The 16,293-nt window shown below is 72.3% G+C and carries 14 protein-coding genes; 13 read left to right on the plus strand and 1 reads right to left on the minus strand.

The window, feature by feature from the left end; genetic code table 11:
- Positions 1–32: 32 nt before the first annotated feature.
- The 13 genes from F1734_RS13685 to F1734_RS13745 all read left to right on the plus strand — a co-directional run bounded on the left by F1734_RS13685 (position 33) and on the right by F1734_RS13745 (position 14,367).
- Entirely contained in the window at positions 33–1,283 is a 1,251-nt protein-coding gene (locus F1734_RS13685; RefSeq protein WP_006937680.1) for a bifunctional 3,4-dihydroxy-2-butanone-4-phosphate synthase/GTP cyclohydrolase II, read from the plus strand.
- Complete coding sequence (gene ribH, locus F1734_RS13690; protein ID WP_124259435.1) at positions 1,284–1,766, plus strand: 6,7-dimethyl-8-ribityllumazine synthase; 483 nt, start codon at positions 1,284–1,286, stop codon at positions 1,764–1,766. It begins immediately after the preceding gene.
- Positions 1,763–2,236 carry a PH domain-containing protein gene (locus F1734_RS13695; protein WP_017682233.1) on the plus strand — a complete coding sequence of 158 codons (474 nt, stop codon included), beginning with the start codon at positions 1,763–1,765 and terminating at the stop codon, positions 2,234–2,236. The genes ribH and F1734_RS13695 overlap by 4 nt, the downstream gene beginning before the upstream one ends.
- Before the next feature lie 9 nt (positions 2,237–2,245).
- Positions 2,246–4,510, plus strand: a complete 2,265-nt coding sequence (uvrC, locus tag F1734_RS13700) for an excinuclease ABC subunit UvrC (RefSeq protein ID WP_203010687.1) — start codon at positions 2,246–2,248, stop codon at positions 4,508–4,510.
- Positions 4,511–4,581: 71 nt separating this feature from the next.
- A complete protein-coding gene (gene rapZ / locus F1734_RS13705; RefSeq protein WP_172603666.1) occupies positions 4,582–5,436 on the plus strand; it encodes an RNase adapter RapZ in 855 nt (284 codons plus the stop codon).
- Entirely contained in the window at positions 5,433–6,488 is a 1,056-nt protein-coding gene (locus F1734_RS13710; RefSeq protein WP_010595106.1) for a gluconeogenesis factor YvcK family protein, read from the plus strand. Before rapZ ends, F1734_RS13710 begins: the two co-directional genes overlap by 4 nt.
- Positions 6,485–7,462, plus strand: coding sequence for a DNA-binding protein WhiA (gene whiA, locus F1734_RS13715; protein ID WP_017682091.1), 978 nt, complete (start codon positions 6,485–6,487; stop codon positions 7,460–7,462). Before F1734_RS13710 ends, whiA begins: the two co-directional genes overlap by 4 nt.
- A gap of 177 nt (positions 7,463–7,639) precedes the next feature.
- The gene (gene gap, locus F1734_RS13720; RefSeq protein ID WP_010595104.1) at positions 7,640–8,659 is read left to right on the plus strand and encodes a type I glyceraldehyde-3-phosphate dehydrogenase; all 1,020 of its coding nucleotides are present in this window, start codon (positions 7,640–7,642) and stop codon (positions 8,657–8,659) included.
- 20 nt (positions 8,660–8,679) lie between these two features.
- Positions 8,680–9,906: a phosphoglycerate kinase gene (locus tag F1734_RS13725; protein ID WP_010595103.1), complete on the plus strand. Its 1,227-nt coding sequence runs from the start codon at positions 8,680–8,682 to the stop codon at positions 9,904–9,906.
- Position 9,907: 1 nt separating this feature from the next.
- Positions 9,908–10,690 carry a triose-phosphate isomerase gene (gene tpiA / locus F1734_RS13730; RefSeq protein ID WP_010595102.1) on the plus strand — a complete coding sequence of 261 codons (783 nt, stop codon included), beginning with the start codon at positions 9,908–9,910 and terminating at the stop codon, positions 10,688–10,690.
- Between the two features lie 73 nt (positions 10,691–10,763).
- Positions 10,764–10,997 carry a preprotein translocase subunit SecG gene (gene secG, locus F1734_RS13735; RefSeq protein ID WP_003939471.1) on the plus strand — a complete coding sequence of 78 codons (234 nt, stop codon included), beginning with the start codon at positions 10,764–10,766 and terminating at the stop codon, positions 10,995–10,997.
- A gap of 70 nt (positions 10,998–11,067) precedes the next feature.
- Positions 11,068–13,839 (plus strand): phosphoenolpyruvate carboxylase, encoded by a 2,772-nt coding sequence (gene ppc / locus F1734_RS13740; RefSeq protein WP_010595101.1) that lies wholly within the window; start codon positions 11,068–11,070, stop codon positions 13,837–13,839.
- Positions 13,840–13,956: 117 nt separating this feature from the next.
- Positions 13,957–14,367, plus strand: a complete 411-nt coding sequence (locus tag F1734_RS13745) for a nuclear transport factor 2 family protein (protein WP_040271526.1) — start codon at positions 13,957–13,959, stop codon at positions 14,365–14,367.
- A gap of 39 nt (positions 14,368–14,406) precedes the next feature.
- Here F1734_RS13745 and F1734_RS13750 read toward each other — a convergent pair whose 3' ends face one another.
- Positions 14,407–16,293, minus strand: coding sequence for an alkyl/aryl-sulfatase (locus F1734_RS13750; protein ID WP_010595099.1), 1,887 nt, complete (start codon positions 16,291–16,293; stop codon positions 14,407–14,409).

The following is a 16,293-nucleotide window of genomic DNA, read 5'->3' on the forward strand; positions in this document are numbered from 1 at the left end:
TGTCCGTACACGAGATTTTGGAGCCCACGCAAGTGACGAGGTTCGACACCATCGAGCGCGCGATCGCCGATATCGCAGCCGGCAAGGCGGTCGTCGTGGTCGACGACGAGGACCGCGAGAACGAGGGCGACCTCATCTTCGCGGCCGAGAAGGCCACCCCCGAACTCGTGGCGTTCATGGTGCGCTACACCTCCGGGTACCTGTGCGTGCCGCTGGCCGGCGAGGACTGCGACCGCCTCGGCCTGCCCCCCATGTACTCGACCAACCAGGACAAGCACGGCACCGCCTACACGGTGACCGTCGACGCGCGCGAGGGGATCGGCACCGGCATCTCCGCGTCGGACCGGGCCACGACGATGCGCCTGCTCGCCGATCCGAACAGCACCGCGCAGGACTTCACCCGCCCCGGGCACGTGGTGCCGCTGCGCGCCAAGGAGGGCGGCGTGCTGCGCCGGCCCGGCCACACCGAGGCCGCCGTCGACCTCGCCCGCATGGCCGACCTGCGTCCGGCGGGGGTGATCTGCGAGATCGTCTCGCAGAAGGACGAGGGCCACATGGCTCAGACCGAGGAACTGCGGGTCTTCGCCGACGAACACAAGCTCGCCCTGATCTCCATCGCCGACCTGATCGCCTGGCGCCGCAAGCACGAGAAGCACGTGGTGCGCATCGCCGAGGCCCGCATCCCCACCCGGCACGGCGACTTCACCGCCGTCGGCTACCAGAGCGTCTACGACGAGGTCGAACACGTCGCGCTGGTGCTCGGCGACATCCCCGGCCCGGACGGCGAGGGCGCCGACGTGCTCGTGCGGGTGCACTCGGAGTGCCTGACCGGCGACGTGTTCGGCTCGCTGCGCTGCGACTGCGGTCCGCAGCTCGACGCCGCACTCGAGATGGTGGCCATGGAGGGCCGCGGCGTGGTGCTGTACATGCGCGGACACGAGGGCCGTGGCATCGGGCTGATGCACAAGCTGCAGGCCTACCAGCTCCAGGACTCCGGCTCGGACACCGTGGACGCGAACCTGCAGCTCGGCCTGCCCGCCGACGCCCGCGACTACGGCATCGGCGCGCAGATCCTCGTGGACCTGGGCATCTCGTCGATGCGGTTGCTCACCAACAACCCGGCCAAGCGGGTCGGCCTCGACGGTTACGGGCTGCAGATCACCGAGCGGGTGGCGATGCCGCTGCGCGCGAATTCCGAGAACATCACCTATCTGCGCACCAAGCGGGACCGCATGGGCCACGACCTGATCGGCCTGGACGACTACGAGGCGGGGGACGCGTAGATGAGCGGCGAAGGACTGCCCGAGCTGCAGCTGTCCGAGGCGGGCGGGCTGAAGCTGGCCATCGTCGCCGGCCGCTGGCACACCGAGATCTCCGAGGCGCTCGTCGCCGGGGCGCAGCGCGTCGCCGAGCGGGCCGGCGTCACCGACGTCACCGTCGAACGCGTCGCCGGTGCGATCGAGCTGCCGGTCGTCGCCCAGCAGCTGGCCCGTACCCACGACGCGGTCGTCGCCCTCGGCGTCGTGATCCGCGGCGGCACCCCGCACTTCGAGTACGTGTGCGACGCGGTCACCTACGGGCTGACCCGCATCGCGTTGGACGAGGGCACCCCCGTCGGCAACGGCGTCCTGACCACGAACGACGAACAACAGGCCCTCGACCGGGCCGGACTGCCCGGCTCCGTCGAGGACAAGGGCGGCCAGGCGTGCGCCGCCGCCCTCGACACCGCCGTCACCCTGCGGCGGCTGCGCGGGGCCGCGCGGTGACCTCCGCCGCCGACACCGTCTGGGACCTCGAGGTCCGCAGCCGCAAGATGACCCGGTGGGCGATCGTCGCGGCGGTCCTGCTCATGCTCGGCCACATCGGGGCCGCGCTCGTGCTGCGCGCCGGCGGCGACACCGGCGTGAACCTGCGCCTCGCCGATCAGATCGCCATCGTCTGCGTGGGGGTGGTCGTCTCCGGCGGTGTGCTGCTGCTGACCCGGCCCCGGCTGCGCGCCGGGGCCGCCGGCGTGGCGGTCCGCAACATCCTCGGCGAGAAGACGTTCGGCTGGGATCAGGTCCGGGGCATGAGCTTCCCCCAGGGCAAGCCGTGGCCGAGGCTCGAGCTGCCGCAGGACGAGTACGTGCCCGTCGTCGCGGTACAGGCCCGCGACGGCGAGCACGCCGTCGCGGCGCTGACCGCGTTCCGCGAGCTCGAACAGCGGTACGGCGGGAGCGTCGGCACCGCCGACTAGCCTGGACCCGTGCCCGACCCCTCGACCTATCGCCCTGCTCCCGGCACCATCCCGGTGGAGCCGGGGGTGTACAAGTTCCGCGACCCGCACGGCCGCGTCGTCTACGTCGGAAAGGCCAAGAGCCTGCGCTCGCGGCTGAACTCGTACTTCGCCGACGTCGCGTCGCTGCACCCGCGGACCCGCCAGATGGTGACCACCGCCGGGTCCGTCGAGTGGACCGTGGTGGGCACCGAGGTCGAGGCGCTCCAGCTCGAATACAACTGGATCAAGGAGTTCGATCCGCGCTTCAACGTCCGCTACCGCGACGACAAGACCTACCCCATGCTCGCGGTGACGCTGAACGAGGACTACCCGCGGCTGTTCGTCTACCGAGGACCGCGCCGCAAGGGCGTGCGGTACTTCGGGCCCTACTCCCACGCCTGGGCCATCCGCGAGACCCTGGACCTGCTGCTGCGGGTGTTCCCGGCCCGCACCTGCTCCGCCGGGGTGTTCAAGCGTCACGCGCAGATCGGCCGCCCGTGCCTGCTCGGCTACATCGACAAGTGCTCGGCGCCGTGCGTGGGCCGCGTCGACGCCGACGAGCACCGGCGCATCGTCGAAGACTTCTGCGACTTCCTCGCCGGCCGCACCGACAAGCTGGTCCGCGACCTCGAACAGCGCATGCAGGCCGCCGCCGAAGACCTGGACTTCGAGACCGCCGCGCGCCTGCGCGACGACCTCGGGGCGCTGCGCCGGGCCATGGAGAAGCAGGCGGTGGTGCTCGGCGACGGCACCGACGCCGACCTCGTCGCCTTCGCCGGCGACGAGCTCGAGGTGGCCGTACAGGTGTTCCACGTGCGCGGCGGCCGCGTGCGCGGACAGCGCGGCTGGGTGGTGGAGAAGTCCGGGGACGTGGTCGACCGGCCCGAGACCGCGGCAGGCGCGTCCGACGCCGAGACGGAGGTGTCGCTGCTCGTCGAGCAGTTCCTCACCCAGTTCTACGGCGAGGAGGCCGCGCTGTCGGCGGCCGGGGCCGAACCGGCCGGCAGCGCGGTGCCGCGGGAGGTGCTCGTGCCCGCCCTGCCGCCCGACCCGGAGGAGATGAGCCGCTGGCTCGGCACCCTGCGCGGGGGGCCGGTGCGGCTGCGGGTACCGCAACGCGGGGACAAGAAGGCCCTCGCCGAGACCGTGCAGCGCAACGCGCACGAGGCGCTGACCCAGCACAAGCTGCGCCGCGCCGGTGACTTCACCGCCCGCTCGGCCGCCCTGCAGGGCATCCAGGAGGCCCTCGACCTGGACTCGGCCCCGCTGCGCATCGAGTGCGTCGACATCAGCCACGTCCAGGGCACCGACGTCGTGGCGTCGCTGGTGGTGTTCGAGGACGGCCTGCCCCGCAAGTCCGACTACCGCCACTACGCCATCCGCGAGGCCGCCGGCGACGGCCGCTCCGACGACGTCGCCTCCATCGCCGAGGTGACCCGGCGCCGATTCCTGCGGCACAACCGGGACCTCGCCGCGGCCGGCGGTGACCTGGTCGCGGCCCGCCGCGGTGACCCGGACGCGGCCCGCCGCGGTGACCCGGACGCGGCCCGCCGCGGTGACCCGGACGCGGCCCGCCGCGGTGACCCGGACGCGGCCCGCCGCGGTGACCCGGACGCGGCCCGCCGCGGTGACCCGGTCGCCGCCCGCGACGGCGACGGCGGTGACCTCGCCCTGGAGGCCGCGCTCGACCCGGCCACCGGGCGGCCCCGCCGCTTCGCGTACCCGCCGAACCTGTACGTCGTCGACGGTGGTGCCCCGCAGGTCGCCGCCGCGGCGGAGGTGCTCGACGAACTCGGCATCACCGACGTCGCGGTGATCGGCCTGGCCAAACGGCTCGAGGAGGTGTGGGTGCCGGGAGAGGAAGACCCGGTCATCCTGCCGCGCACCAGCGAATCGCTCTACCTGCTGCAGCGGGTGCGCGACGAGGCGCACCGCTTCGCCATCACCTACCACCGCAGCAAGCGGTCCCGGCGGATGACCGCGTCCGCGCTCGACGGGGTTCGCGGGCTCGGGCAGGCGCGGCGCAACGCGCTCGTCGCGCACTTCGGGTCGGTGGCCCGGCTGCGGGAGGCGAGCGTGGAGGAGATCACCGCGGTGCCGGGCATCGGTGTCGCCACCGCCCGCGCCGTGCTCGACGCCCTGCGCGGCCACGCCCCGGACACCGAGACGGCGGGCGAGGCTGCGCCGGACACGCCGGTGAGTGATGATGGCACCGTCGGCGTGTCGGGCGGACGAACGGAGACGGAACGGTGACGCAGCAGGCGCAGACGGCGCAGCCTCGACCCCGGCCGCGGGGTGAACTCCGCCCGCGCGCCGAGGTCGCCCTGGTCACCGGCCTGTCCGGGGCCGGCCTGAGCACCGCCGCGACGGCACTCGAGGATCTCGGCTGGTTCGTCGCCGAGAATCTGCCCCCGCAACTGGTCACCTCGATGGTCGATCTCGCGGTGCAGGCCGACCCGCCCCTGCAGCGCCTCGCCGTGGTCATGGACGTCCGCAGCCGCCTGTTCACCGGCGACCTCGGCTGGGTCGTCACCGAACTGGCCGCCCGGCCCGTGCGCACCCGGGTGCTGTTCCTCGAGGCCACCGACGAGGTCCTCGTGCGTCGTTTCGAGCAGGTCCGGCGCAGCCACCCGCTGCAGGCCGACACCGCCGACCGCACCCTCACCGACGGCATCGCCGCCGAACGCGCCCAGCTCGCCGGGGTGAAGGCGGCCGCCGATCTGGTGGTCGACACGTCGTCGCTGTCCGGTCCGGAACTACGCCGCAAGATCGACTCCGCGTTCGGGGACGGCGACGCCGACTCGATCCGGGTCACCGTCGAATCCTTCGGGTTCAAGTACGGTCTGCCGATGGACGCGGACGTGGTGTGCGACGTGCGGTTCCTGCCCAACCCGCACTGGGTGCCCGAACTGCGCCCGCACACCGGCCAGGACGACGACGTCCGCGACTACGTGCTGAGCCGGGACGGGGCCCAGGACTACCTGCAGACCTATCATCGGCTCCTCGAACTGACCACGGCCGGCTACCGCCGGGAGGGAAAGCGCTACATGACGATCGCGGTGGGATGTACCGGCGGCAAGCACCGCAGCGTGGCGATGAGCGAGGCCCTCGCCGCGCGCCTGGAAACCGACCCGACGCTGGCGGTGCACGTCGCGCACCGGGATCTGGGGCGCGAATGACGGGCCCCGGCACCGCGGCCCCCGCACCCGGGCCCGGCGGGCAGGTCGCCGCGCCGGAACCGTCGATCGTCGCCCTGGGCGGCGGCCACGGCCTGTACGCCACCCTCAGCGCCGTCCGCCGGCTCAGTAACCGCGTCACCGCCGTCGTCACCGTCGCCGACGACGGGGGGTCCTCCGGGCGGCTGCGCGCCGAACTCGGCGTCATACCGCCCGGCGACCTGCGCATGGCCCTGGCCGCGCTCGCCGCGGACACCCCCCGCATCCACACCTGGACCGAGACGGTCCAGCACCGGTTCGGCGGCACCGGCGCCCTGGCGGGACACTCGGTCGGCAACCTGATCCTGGCCGGACTGACCGAGGTGCTCGGCGACCCCGTGGCCGCGCTCGACCGCGTCGCCGAGCTGCTCGAGGTGCGCGGCCGGGTGCTGCCGATGTCGCCGATCGCCCTCGACATCGAGGCGGACGTGTCCGGCCTCGAATCCGATCCGCGCGCCAGCCGGATCATCCGCGGGCAGGTCGCCGTCGCCACCACCCCCGGCAAGGTGCGGCGCGTGCGGCTGATCCCGGCCGACCCGCCGGCGTGCCCCGACGCGCTCGACGCGGTGGGCGCCGCCGACCTCGTCGTGCTCGGGCCCGGCTCGTGGTTCTCGAGCGTCATCCCGCACGTGCTCGTCCCCGAGCTGCACGAGGCGCTGGTGGCGGCGCCCGCCCACAAGGTGCTGGTGCTCAACCTCGCTGCCGAACCGGGGGAGACCGCCGGATTCTCCACCGAGCGGCATCTGCACGTGCTGGCCCAGCACGCCCCCGACTTCCGGGTCGACCACGTGGTCGTCGACTCCGCGTCGGTACCCGAAGGACGCGAACGCGAACACCTGTGCCGGGCGGCCGCCGGATTCGGCGCCCGGGTGGTCTACGCCGACGTCGCCGAGACCGGCACCCACCGACACGATCCCGCCAAACTGGCGGCGGTCCTGGAACGACACCTGCCCGACGCGGCCCGCCCCCGGGATCTCGCGCAGCGGGACGGAAGGGAGATCCCGACGTGGCAATGACAGCGGAGGTCAAGGACGAGCTGAGCCGGCTGGCGGTCACCCGCACCAGCAGCCGCAAGGCCGAGGTGTCCGCCCTCCTGCGCTTCGCCGGCGGGCTGCACATCGTCGGCGGCCGCGTCGTCGTGGAGGCCGAGGTGGACCTCGGGTCGATCGCCCGCCGGTTGCGCCGCGAGATCTTCGAGCTCTACGGCTACTCGGCGGAGGTGCACGTCCTCGGCGCCGGCGGACTGCGCAAGAGCTCACGCTACGTGGTGCGCGTCGCCAAGGAAGGCGAGGCCCTCGCCCGTCAGACCGGCCTGCTCGACGTGCGTGGCCGCCCGGTGCGGGGCCTGCCCGCCCCGGTCGTCGGCGGCAGCATCGCCGACGCCGAAGCGGCGTGGCGCGGCGCCTTCCTCGCCCACGGCTCGCTCACCGAGCCGGGCCGCTCCTCCGCCCTCGAAGTCAGCTGCCCCGGCCCGGAGGCCGCGCTCGCGCTCGTCGGCGCCGCCCGCCGCCTCGGCATCGCCGCCAAGGCCCGCGAGGTGCGCGGCGCCGACCGGGTCGTCGTGCGCGACGGCGAAGCCATCGGGGCGCTGCTCACCCACATGGGTGCCCAGGACACCCGGCTGACCTGGGAGGAGCGCCGGATGCGGCGCGAGGTCCGCGCCACCGCCAACCGGCTCGCCAACTTCGACGACGCCAACCTGCGCCGCTCCGCGCGCGCCGCCGTGGCCGCGGCCGCCCGCGTCGAACGGGCCCTGGCGATCCTCGGCGACGACGTGCCCGACCACCTCGCCGCGGCGGGCGCCCTGCGCGTCCAGCACCGGCAGGCCTCCCTCGAGGAACTGGGCCAGCTCGCCGACCCCCCGATGACGAAGGACGCCGTCGCCGGACGCATCCGCCGACTGCTGTCCATGGCCGATCGCCGCGCCAAGGATCTCGGCATCCCCGACACCGAATCGGCAGTGACCCCGGAGCTGCTCGACGAGGCCTAGCTGTGATGTCCAGGCACGCTGGCTGGCCGGCCCGGGCCTCCTGCCGCGCTCCGCCGGCACCGCAGATAGGGTAGGGGTCACATCGACCGATGAGTCCTGCCGGTGGGCGCCGATGTCTCCGGCGCCGCGGCGGGCAACACTGGCACAACCAGAAGAAATGGGCAAAGGAGCGTAATTGTGACTGTCCGGGTAGGCGTGAACGGCTTCGGTCGTATCGGACGTAACTTCTTCCGGGCTGTCGAGGCGCAGAAGGCGCTCGGCACCACCGACATCGAGATCGTCGCGGTCAACGACCTCACCGACAACGCGACTCTGGCCCACCTGCTCAAGTACGACTCGATCCTCGGCCGGCTGCCGCAGGATGTCAGCCTCGACGGTGAGGACACCATCGTCGTCGGCGACCACCGGATCAAGGCCCTCGAGGTCAAGGAAGGCCCGGCCGCGCTGCCGTGGGGCGACCTGGGCGTCGACGTCGTCGTCGAGTCGACGGGCATCTTCACCGACGCGTCGAAGGCGAAGGGTCACCTCGACGCCGGCGCCAAGAAGGTGATCATCTCGGCGCCCGCCAAGGGCGAGGACCTCACCGTCGTGATGGGTGTCAACGACGACAAGTACGACGGCAGCCAGAACATCATCTCCAACGCCTCGTGCACCACCAACTGCCTCGGACCGATCGCCAAGGTCCTCGACGACAGCTTCGGCATCGTCAAGGGCCTGATGACCACGGTCCACGCCTACACCCAGGACCAGAACCTGCAGGACGGCCCGCACAAGGATCTGCGCCGCGCCCGCGCCGCCGCCCTGAACGTCGTGCCCACCGGCACCGGCGCCGCCAAGGCCATCGGTCTCGTCCTGCCGCAGCTGGTCGGCAAGCTCGACGGCTACGCCCTGCGCGTGCCGATCCCCACCGGCTCGGTCACCGACCTGACCGCCAACCTCGCCACCCCGGCCTCCGTCGAGGAGATCAACGCGGCGATGAAGGCGGCCGCCGAGGGCCCGCTCAAGGGCATCCTCAAGTACACCGAGGACGAGATCGTCTCCTCGGACATCGTCACCGATCCGCACTCGTCGATCTACGACGCCGGCCTGACCAAGGTCATCGACGACCAGGTCAAGATCGTCTCCTGGTACGACAACGAGTGGGGCTACTCCAACCGCCTGGTCGACCTCATCGGCCTGGTCTCGAAGTCCCTCTGACCGAACAGGACAGTCGAACAGTGGCAGTTCAGACTCTCGAGGATCTGCTCGCCGCCGGCGTCGAGGGCCGTGGCGTGCTGGTGCGCTCGGACCTCAACGTCCCGCTGGACGGCGCGACGATCACCGACCCCGGTCGCATCATCGCGTCCGCCCCGACGATCGCCGCGCTCGCCGAGGCGGGCGCGAAGGTCGTCGTCACCGCCCACCTGGGCCGGCCCAAGGGCGAGCCCGATCCGAAGTTCTCCCTCGCCCCGGTCGCGGCGAAACTCGGCGACGTGCTCGGCCGCAACGTCCAGCTCGCCGGCGACGTCGTCGGGCAGGACGCGCTGGCCCGCTCGGAAGGCCTGACCGACGGCGACATCCTCCTGCTCGAGAACATTCGCTTCGATCCGCGCGAAACCAGCAAGGACGAGGCGCAGCGGCAGGCGCTGGCCCGCGACCTCGTCGAACTCGTCGGCGACGACGGGGCTTTCGTCTCCGACGGCTTCGGCGTGGTGCACCGCAAGCAGGCCTCGGTGTACGACGTGGCGAAGCTGCTCCCGCACTACGCGGGCAACCTCGTCGCCGCCGAAGTCGAGGTCCTCGCCAAGCTCACGAGCGACCCGGAGCGGCCCTACGCGGTGGTGCTCGGCGGCTCGAAGGTCTCCGACAAGCTCGCCGTCATCGAAGCCCTCGCCCCCAAGGTCGACACCCTCGTCATCGGTGGCGGTATGTGCTTCACCTTCCTTGCCGCGCAAGGCATCCCGGTGGGCAACTCGCTGCTCGAGGAATCGATGACCGAGACGTGCAAGGACCTGCTCGAGCGGTTCGGCGACGTCATCCACATCCCGCAGGACGTGGTCGTCGCCGACTCCTTCGCCGCCGACGCCGAGGCGAAGACGGTGCCCACCACCGAGATCCCCGACGGCTGGATGGGCCTGGACATCGGACCCGAGTCGGTGGCCCGGTTCGCCCAGTACCTCACCGGCGCCAAGACCGTGTTCTGGAACGGCCCGATGGGCGTGTTCGAGTTCGAGAAGTTCGCGGCCGGCACCAAGGGGGTCGCCGAGGCGATCGTCGAGGCCACCCGCTCCGGCGCGTTCAGCGTCGTCGGCGGCGGCGACTCGGCCGCGGCCGTGCGTCTGCTCGGCCTCCCCGAGGACGGGTTCTCCCACATCTCCACCGGCGGCGGCGCCTCCCTCGAATACCTCGAGGGCAAGGAGCTGCCCGGGATCAGCGCCCTCGACGACACCGCACCGGAGGCCTGAGATGACCCGAAAGCCGCTCATCGCCGGCAACTGGAAGATGAACCTCAACCACCTCGAGGCCATCGCCCTCGTGCAGAAGATCGCCTTCGCGCTGCCGGAGAAGTACCTCGAGAAGGTGGACGTGACGGTGCTGCCGCCGTTCACCGACATCCGCAGCGTGCAGACGCTGATCGAGGGCGACAAGCTGCTGCTCACCTACGGTGCGCAGGACGTCTCGGCCCACGACTCGGGTGCCTACACCGGAGAGATCAGCGGCGCGATGCTGGCCAAGCTGGGGTGCACCTACGTGGTGGTCGGCCACTCGGAGCGACGCACCCTGCACGGCGAGACCGACGAGATCGTCCTCGCCAAGACCAAGGCGGCGTTGCGGCACGGCCTGACCCCGATCGTGTGCATCGGCGAAGGCCTCGACATCCGCGAAGCCGGTCAGCACGTGTCCCACAACGTCGCCCAGCTGCGCGGATCCCTCGCGGGGCTCTCGTCCGACGACATCGCGAAGATCGTCGTCGCGTACGAGCCGGTCTGGGCCATCGGCACCGGCAAGGTGGCCTCGGCCGCCGACGCCCAGGAGGTGTGCGCGGCGGTACGCGCCACCCTCGCCGAGCTCGCCTCCCCGGAGACCGCCGACGCCGTCCGCGTGCTCTACGGCGGCTCGGTCAACGCCAAGAACGTCGGCGAACTGATCGCCCAGCTCGACATCGACGGCGGTCTCGTCGGCGGTGCCTCGCTCAAGGCCGACGAGTTCGCCCAGCTGTCCGCCATCGCCGCGGGCGGGCCGCTGTAAGGCACCCGCGGTGCCCTTCCGGATCCCCCGAGGCCCGGAAGGGCGCCGCGACGGCGCCCTGTAGTCTGGCGCCATGGCACTGTTCCTCGACATCCTGCTGATCACCACCAGCCTGCTGCTGATCCTGCTCGTGCTGCTGCACCGCGGCAAGGGCGGCGGTCTGTCCACCCTGTTCGGTGGCGGTGTCCAGTCCAGCCTGTCCGGCTCCAGTGTCGCCGAGAAGAACCTCGACCGGCTGACCGTGTTCACCGGCATCGTCTGGCTGATCGCCATCCTCGGCATCGGCCTGCAGATCAAGTTCAGCTGAGCACTGCGCACGACGGCGCGACCCGGACTTCCGGGTCGCGCCGTCGTGCGTCGGCCGCGATACTGACCGGATGACGGATACCGCCCGCCCGGCCGACCCCTCCGGGTCCCGCTCCGCCACCGAACCTCTGCGCCAGGACATCCGGCTGCTCGGCGGGATGCTGGGCCGCATCGTCCGCGAACAGGCCGGCGAGCACCTCTTCGCCCTCGTCGAACGCGCCCGCGTCGAGAGCTTCCGCGTGCGCCGCTCCGAGATCGACCGCGCCGAACTCGCGGCGATGTTCGCCGACGTCCCCACCGACGACACCCTCCCCGTCATCCGGGCCTTCAGCCACTTCGCGCTGCTGGCGAACCTCGCCGAGGACCTGCACCGGGAACGCCGCCGCGCCGTGCACGTGCGCGCCGGGGAGCCGGCACAGGACAGCTCCCTGGCCGCCACCTACCGCAAGCTCGACGCCGCCGAACTCGACCCCGCCGAGGTCGCCGCCGCGCTCGACGGCGCCCTCGTCTCCCCGGTGATCACCGCCCACCCCACCGAGACCCGCCGCCGCACCGTCTTCGACGTGCAGACCCGCATCACCGATCTCATGCGCCGCCGCGAACGCGCCGAACCCGACGAGCGATCCGACATCGACCTGCACCTGTGGCGGCAGATCCTCACCCTGTGGCAGACCGCCCTCATCCGGCTCGCCCGCCTGCGCATCCAGGACGAGATCGAAGTGGGCCTGCGCTACTACGACGCCGCCCTGTTCCGCGTCGTCCCGGCCCTCAACGCCGAGGTCCGGCGCGCCCTGCGCGAACGCTGGCCCGGCGTCCCGCTGCTGCCGGACCCGTTGGTGCGCACCGGAACCTGGATCGGCGGCGACCGCGACGGCAACCCCAACGTCACCGCCGAGGTCGTCCACCGCGCCACCGACCGGGCCGCCGCGACCGCCCTCGGCCATCACCTCGCCGAGCTCGAACGGCTCGAGCAGGAGCTGTCGATGTCCGCACGTCTGGTCCGCGTCACCGACGACCTGGCCCGCCTCGCCGACGCCTCCGGTGACGCCGCCCCGTCGCGCGCCGACGAACCGTACCGCCGCGCGCTGCGCGGCATCCGGGGCCGCCTGACCGCCACCGCGGCGCGACTGCTCGACGACCCACCGCCGCACGCGGTGCCGAGCCGGCTGACCGCCTACGACACGCCCGCCGAACTGCTCGCCGACCTCGACATCCTCGACGCCGCCCTGCGCGCCGGCGGCAGCGCGGTCCTCGCCGACGACCGGCTCGCGCACGTGCGCGGCGCCGTCGAGGCTTTCGGCTTCCACCTCGCCTCCCTCGACCTGCGGCAGAACGCGGAGGTGCACGGCCGGGTGATCGCCGAACTGTTCAGCTGGGCCGGTGTCACCGACGACTACCCGGCGCTGCCCGAGGAGGAGAAGGTCGCGCTGCTCGCGGCCGAACTGCGCACCCGCCGTCCCCTCAGCGCGCCCGGCGCGCGGCTCGGCGCCGACACCGCCCGTGAACTCGGCGTGCTCCGTGCCGCCGCCGACGCCGTGACCCGGTTGGGCCCGGATGCCGTGCCGCACTACATCGTCAGCATGTGCAGCTCGGTCTCGGATCTGCTCGAGGCGCTGGTTCTGCTCGACGAGGCCGGCCTCGTCGAGCACGACATCGCCGGGCCGCGCTGCCCGGTCGCGGTGATCCCGCTGTTCGAGACCATCGACGATCTGCGGCACGGCGCCGAGATCCTCACCGCCGCCCTCGCCGTCCCCGAGTTCCGCAACCTCGTCGACTCCGCCGGCGGGGTCCAGGAGGTCATGCTGGGCTATTCGGACTCGAACAAGGACGGCGGCTACCTCGCCGCGAACTGGGCGCTGTACCGGGCCGAACTCGACCTGGTGGAGGCCGCGCGCACCGCCGGGATCCGGCTGCGCCTGTTCCACGGCCGCGGCGGCACCGTCGGTCGCGGCGGCGGACCGAGCTACGACGCGATCCTTGCGCAGCCGCCCGGGGCCGTCGCCGGCTCGCTGCGCCTGACCGAGCAGGGTGAGGTGATCGCGGCGAAGTACGCCGAGCCGAAGCTGGCGCGCCGCAATCTCGAGTCCCTCGTCGCCGCGACCCTCGAGTCCACCCTCCTCGACGTCGAGGGACTCGGCAGCGACGCCGGCCCGGCGTACGCGGTGCTCGACGAGCTCGCCGAACTTGCCCGCGCCGCCTACAGCGATCTCGTGCACGAGACCCCGGGCTTCGTCGAGTACTTCCGGACGGCCACGCCGGTCGCGGAGATCGGGGCCCTGAACATCGGCAGCCGGCCCACCTCGCGCAAGCCGACGTCGTCGATCGCCGACCTGCGGGCGATCCCCTGGGTGCTGGCATGGACCCAGTCCCGTGTCATGCTGCCCGGCTGGTACGGCACCGGGACGGCCGTCGAGACCTGGATCGCGGGCGACGAGGCGCGCCTGGCCACCCTCACCGGCCTGTATCGGCGCTGGCCGTTCTTCCGCACCGTGCTGTCCAACATGGCGATGGTGCTGGCCAAGTCCGACCTCGGTCTCGCGGCGCGCTACGCCGAACTGGTGCCGGACCCGGACCTGCGGGACCGGGTGTTCGACAAGATCACCGCGGAACACGAGCGCACCGTGCGCGTCTACCTGGCGATCACGGGGCACTCCGAGCTCACCGCGGACAACCCGGCGCTCGCCCGGTCGGTGCACAACCGCTTCCCGTACCTCGAGCCGCTGAACCACCTGCAGGTCGAGTTGCTGCGCCGGTTCCGGGCGGGGGAGGACACCGACCGGGTCCGCCGCGGCATCCAGCTGACGATGAACGGCCTCGCGACCGCGCTGCGGAACAGCGGCTAGCGCCGGGCAGCAGGCCGGGGCGGCAGCGGCCGGTCCGGCCGGGCCGGACCGGCCGGAGCTGCCCGCTCAGCGGGACGACGGCGCGCCGAACGGCCGTGACCCGCTACACCTGGACGGGTGACTCATGACCGCGAACAGATCGTCGAACGGCTCGCCGAACTCGCCTCCGCCCTCGACCGCCGGGACTGGGCCGGTCTCGGTGCCGCCTTCACCGACTCCGCGACCGGCTACGGCGCGGCGGGGCGCGACGGCATCGTCGCCGTGGTCCGCGCCCATCTCGGCGGCTGCGGACCCTCGCAGCACTTGCTGGGCAACCACCGCATCGAGGTCGACGGCGACCGGGCCCGGTCGCTGACGTACGCCCGCGTCCACCACGTGGGCGCGGGCCCGGCCGCCGGGGCGAGCTACGAGTGCTTCGGCGAGTACGACGACCGGTGGGTCCGCACCCGGGACGGCTGGCGCCTGACGTCGCGCACCTTCACCATCTCCCACGACCTCGGCGACTTCGGCGTCCTCCGGCCCGGCTGACCCGCGGCGCGTGCACCGCAGGTCCGGCCGAGGCGGACGTCAGGGCGTGACGATCGCGAAGTCCGGATCCACCGGTGCGAGTACCTCGACGAGCCGGGCCACCACTGTCGGGTCGCCCGTCACCGCGATCGTCCCGTCCGCGAGGGCCGCCGCCGCATCCAGCTGCCCGGTGAGGGCACCGATCAGGGCGCGGCGGGTGAGGGTGAACACGGTGCTGTCCGGCGGCGGCTCGGGCACGGTCCGATGGTTGAGCACGCCGTGGCGCAGTTCCGTGAGATACGTGGTCCCGAGGTCGGTCAGGACCCACGTGATCACCAGCTGCAGATCCCACGCGCGGGGTCCGTCCACCCGCACCGCCAGGCTGTCGAACAGCTGCGGGACGGTCAGCGCATCGAGGAAGTCGCCCGAGGACTGCACCGGCGACCCGAAGATTCCCTCGCGGAGTTCCTTCGCGCCGGCCAGATAGACGCAGCGCCAGGTGCCGTTCTCGGCGCCGTACGCGAGTTGCTCCATCGCGTCGGCCTGCAGGTCCCGGGCGGCCTGATCGGTGTCGTCGGTGAACAGCAGATGTTTGCAGACCTCGAGCACCCAGCGGTAGTCGCCCTCCTCGAAGGCACCTCGCGCGACGGCGAGGGCGGCGTCGGCGCCGCCCATGGCGTCGACGTACCGGCGGGCGGCCTCGGCCGGGGGATGGGCCCACAGGTTGGCGGGGTTGCCGTCGTACCACCCCATGTACCGCTGGTAGATCGCCTTGACGTTGTGGCTCACCGAGCCGTAGTAGCCGTGGGTGTGCCACGCCGCCGCCAGGGCCGGGGGCAACTCGAACCGTTCGGCGATCTCCGCGCCCACGAGGCCCTGATTCATCATCCGCACCGTCTGATCGTGCAGGTACAGGTACATGTCGCGCTGCACGGCGAGGAATTCGAGCGCTCGCTCCCGGCCCCAGGTCGGCCAGTGGTGCGAGGCGAACACGACCTCGAGCGCGTCGCCCCACAGGCCGATCGTCTCGTTGAGGTAGTGGCCCCAGGCGTGCGCGTCGCGCACCACCGCACCGCGCAACGTGAGGATGTTGTGCAGGGTGTGGGTGGCATTCTCGGCCGCGCACAGCGCGCGCCGCTCGGGGAACCAGATGTTCGTCTCGGCGGGGGCCTCGGTGCCGGGGGTCAGCTGGAAGACCATCCGTACCCCGTCGACGGTGAGCTCCTGCCCGGTCGCGGTGATGTCGACGGTCGGCGCGATGAGCGTGACGGTGCCGGCCGACGTGGTCTGGCCCAGCCCGGCACCGATCTGACCGGCCGGCCCCTTCCCGAGCGCCGCCCCGTACATGTAACCCGAGCGCCGCGACATCGCCGTGCCCGCGAACAGGTTCTCCGACACCGCATGTTCGAGGAACCCGGCCGGGGCGACGACCGGGACCGTCCCGGCCGCGACGAGTTCCGCGTCGAGCACCCCCTCGACGCCACCGAAGTGGTCGACATGGGAGTGGGTGTAGATCATTCCGGACACGGGCCGGTCGCCGCGGTGCCGCCGGTACAGCGTCAGCGCCGCCGCGGCGGTCTCCGCGCTGATCAGCGGGTCGATCACGATCACCCCGGTGTCACCCTCGACGACGGTCATCACCGACAGGTCGAACCCGCGCAACTGGTAGATCCCCGGCACCACCTCGAACAGGCCGTCCTCGGTGAGCAGCCGGCTCTGCCGCCACAGACTCGGATGCGCCGTCGGCGGGGCGGGCCCGTCGAGGAACGCGTAGGCGTCGAGGTCCCACACCACGCGTCCGTCCGCGGTGGTGATCGTCCGTTGCTCGCTGCGGCCGACGAACCCGCGCGTCGCATCCTCGAAGTCCTGCCCGTCGTCCGCGGGCAGCGTGGCCGCCGCGGCCTGCAGGTTCCGCCGAGTGGTCTCGCTGGCACCGGAAGCGCTCAT

The sequence above is a fragment of the Rhodococcus ruber genome (genome assembly GCF_016804345.1).
In the GTDB taxonomy this organism is placed as follows: Bacteria; Actinomycetota; Actinomycetes; order Mycobacteriales; family Mycobacteriaceae; genus Rhodococcus; species Rhodococcus ruber.

Bases quoted from the DNA above. Each gene is read 5' to 3' on its own strand.
- ribH (WP_124259435.1), top strand. From the start codon at position 1,284: ATGAGCGGCGAAGGACTGCCCGAGCTGCAGCTGTCCGAGGCGGGCGGG.
- F1734_RS13710 (WP_010595106.1), top strand. From the start codon at position 5,433: ATGACGGGCCCCGGCACCGCGGCCCCCGCACCCGGGCCCGGCGGGCAG.
- whiA (WP_017682091.1), top strand. From the start codon at position 6,485: ATGACAGCGGAGGTCAAGGACGAGCTGAGCCGGCTGGCGGTCACCCGC.
- tpiA (WP_010595102.1), top strand. From the start codon at position 9,908: ATGACCCGAAAGCCGCTCATCGCCGGCAACTGGAAGATGAACCTCAAC.
- secG (WP_003939471.1), top strand. From the start codon at position 10,764: ATGGCACTGTTCCTCGACATCCTGCTGATCACCACCAGCCTGCTGCTG.
- ppc (WP_010595101.1), top strand. From the start codon at position 11,068: ATGACGGATACCGCCCGCCCGGCCGACCCCTCCGGGTCCCGCTCCGCC.
- F1734_RS13750 (WP_010595099.1), bottom strand. From the start codon at position 16,293: ATGAGCGCTTCCGGTGCCAGCGAGACCACTCGGCGGAACCTGCAGGCC.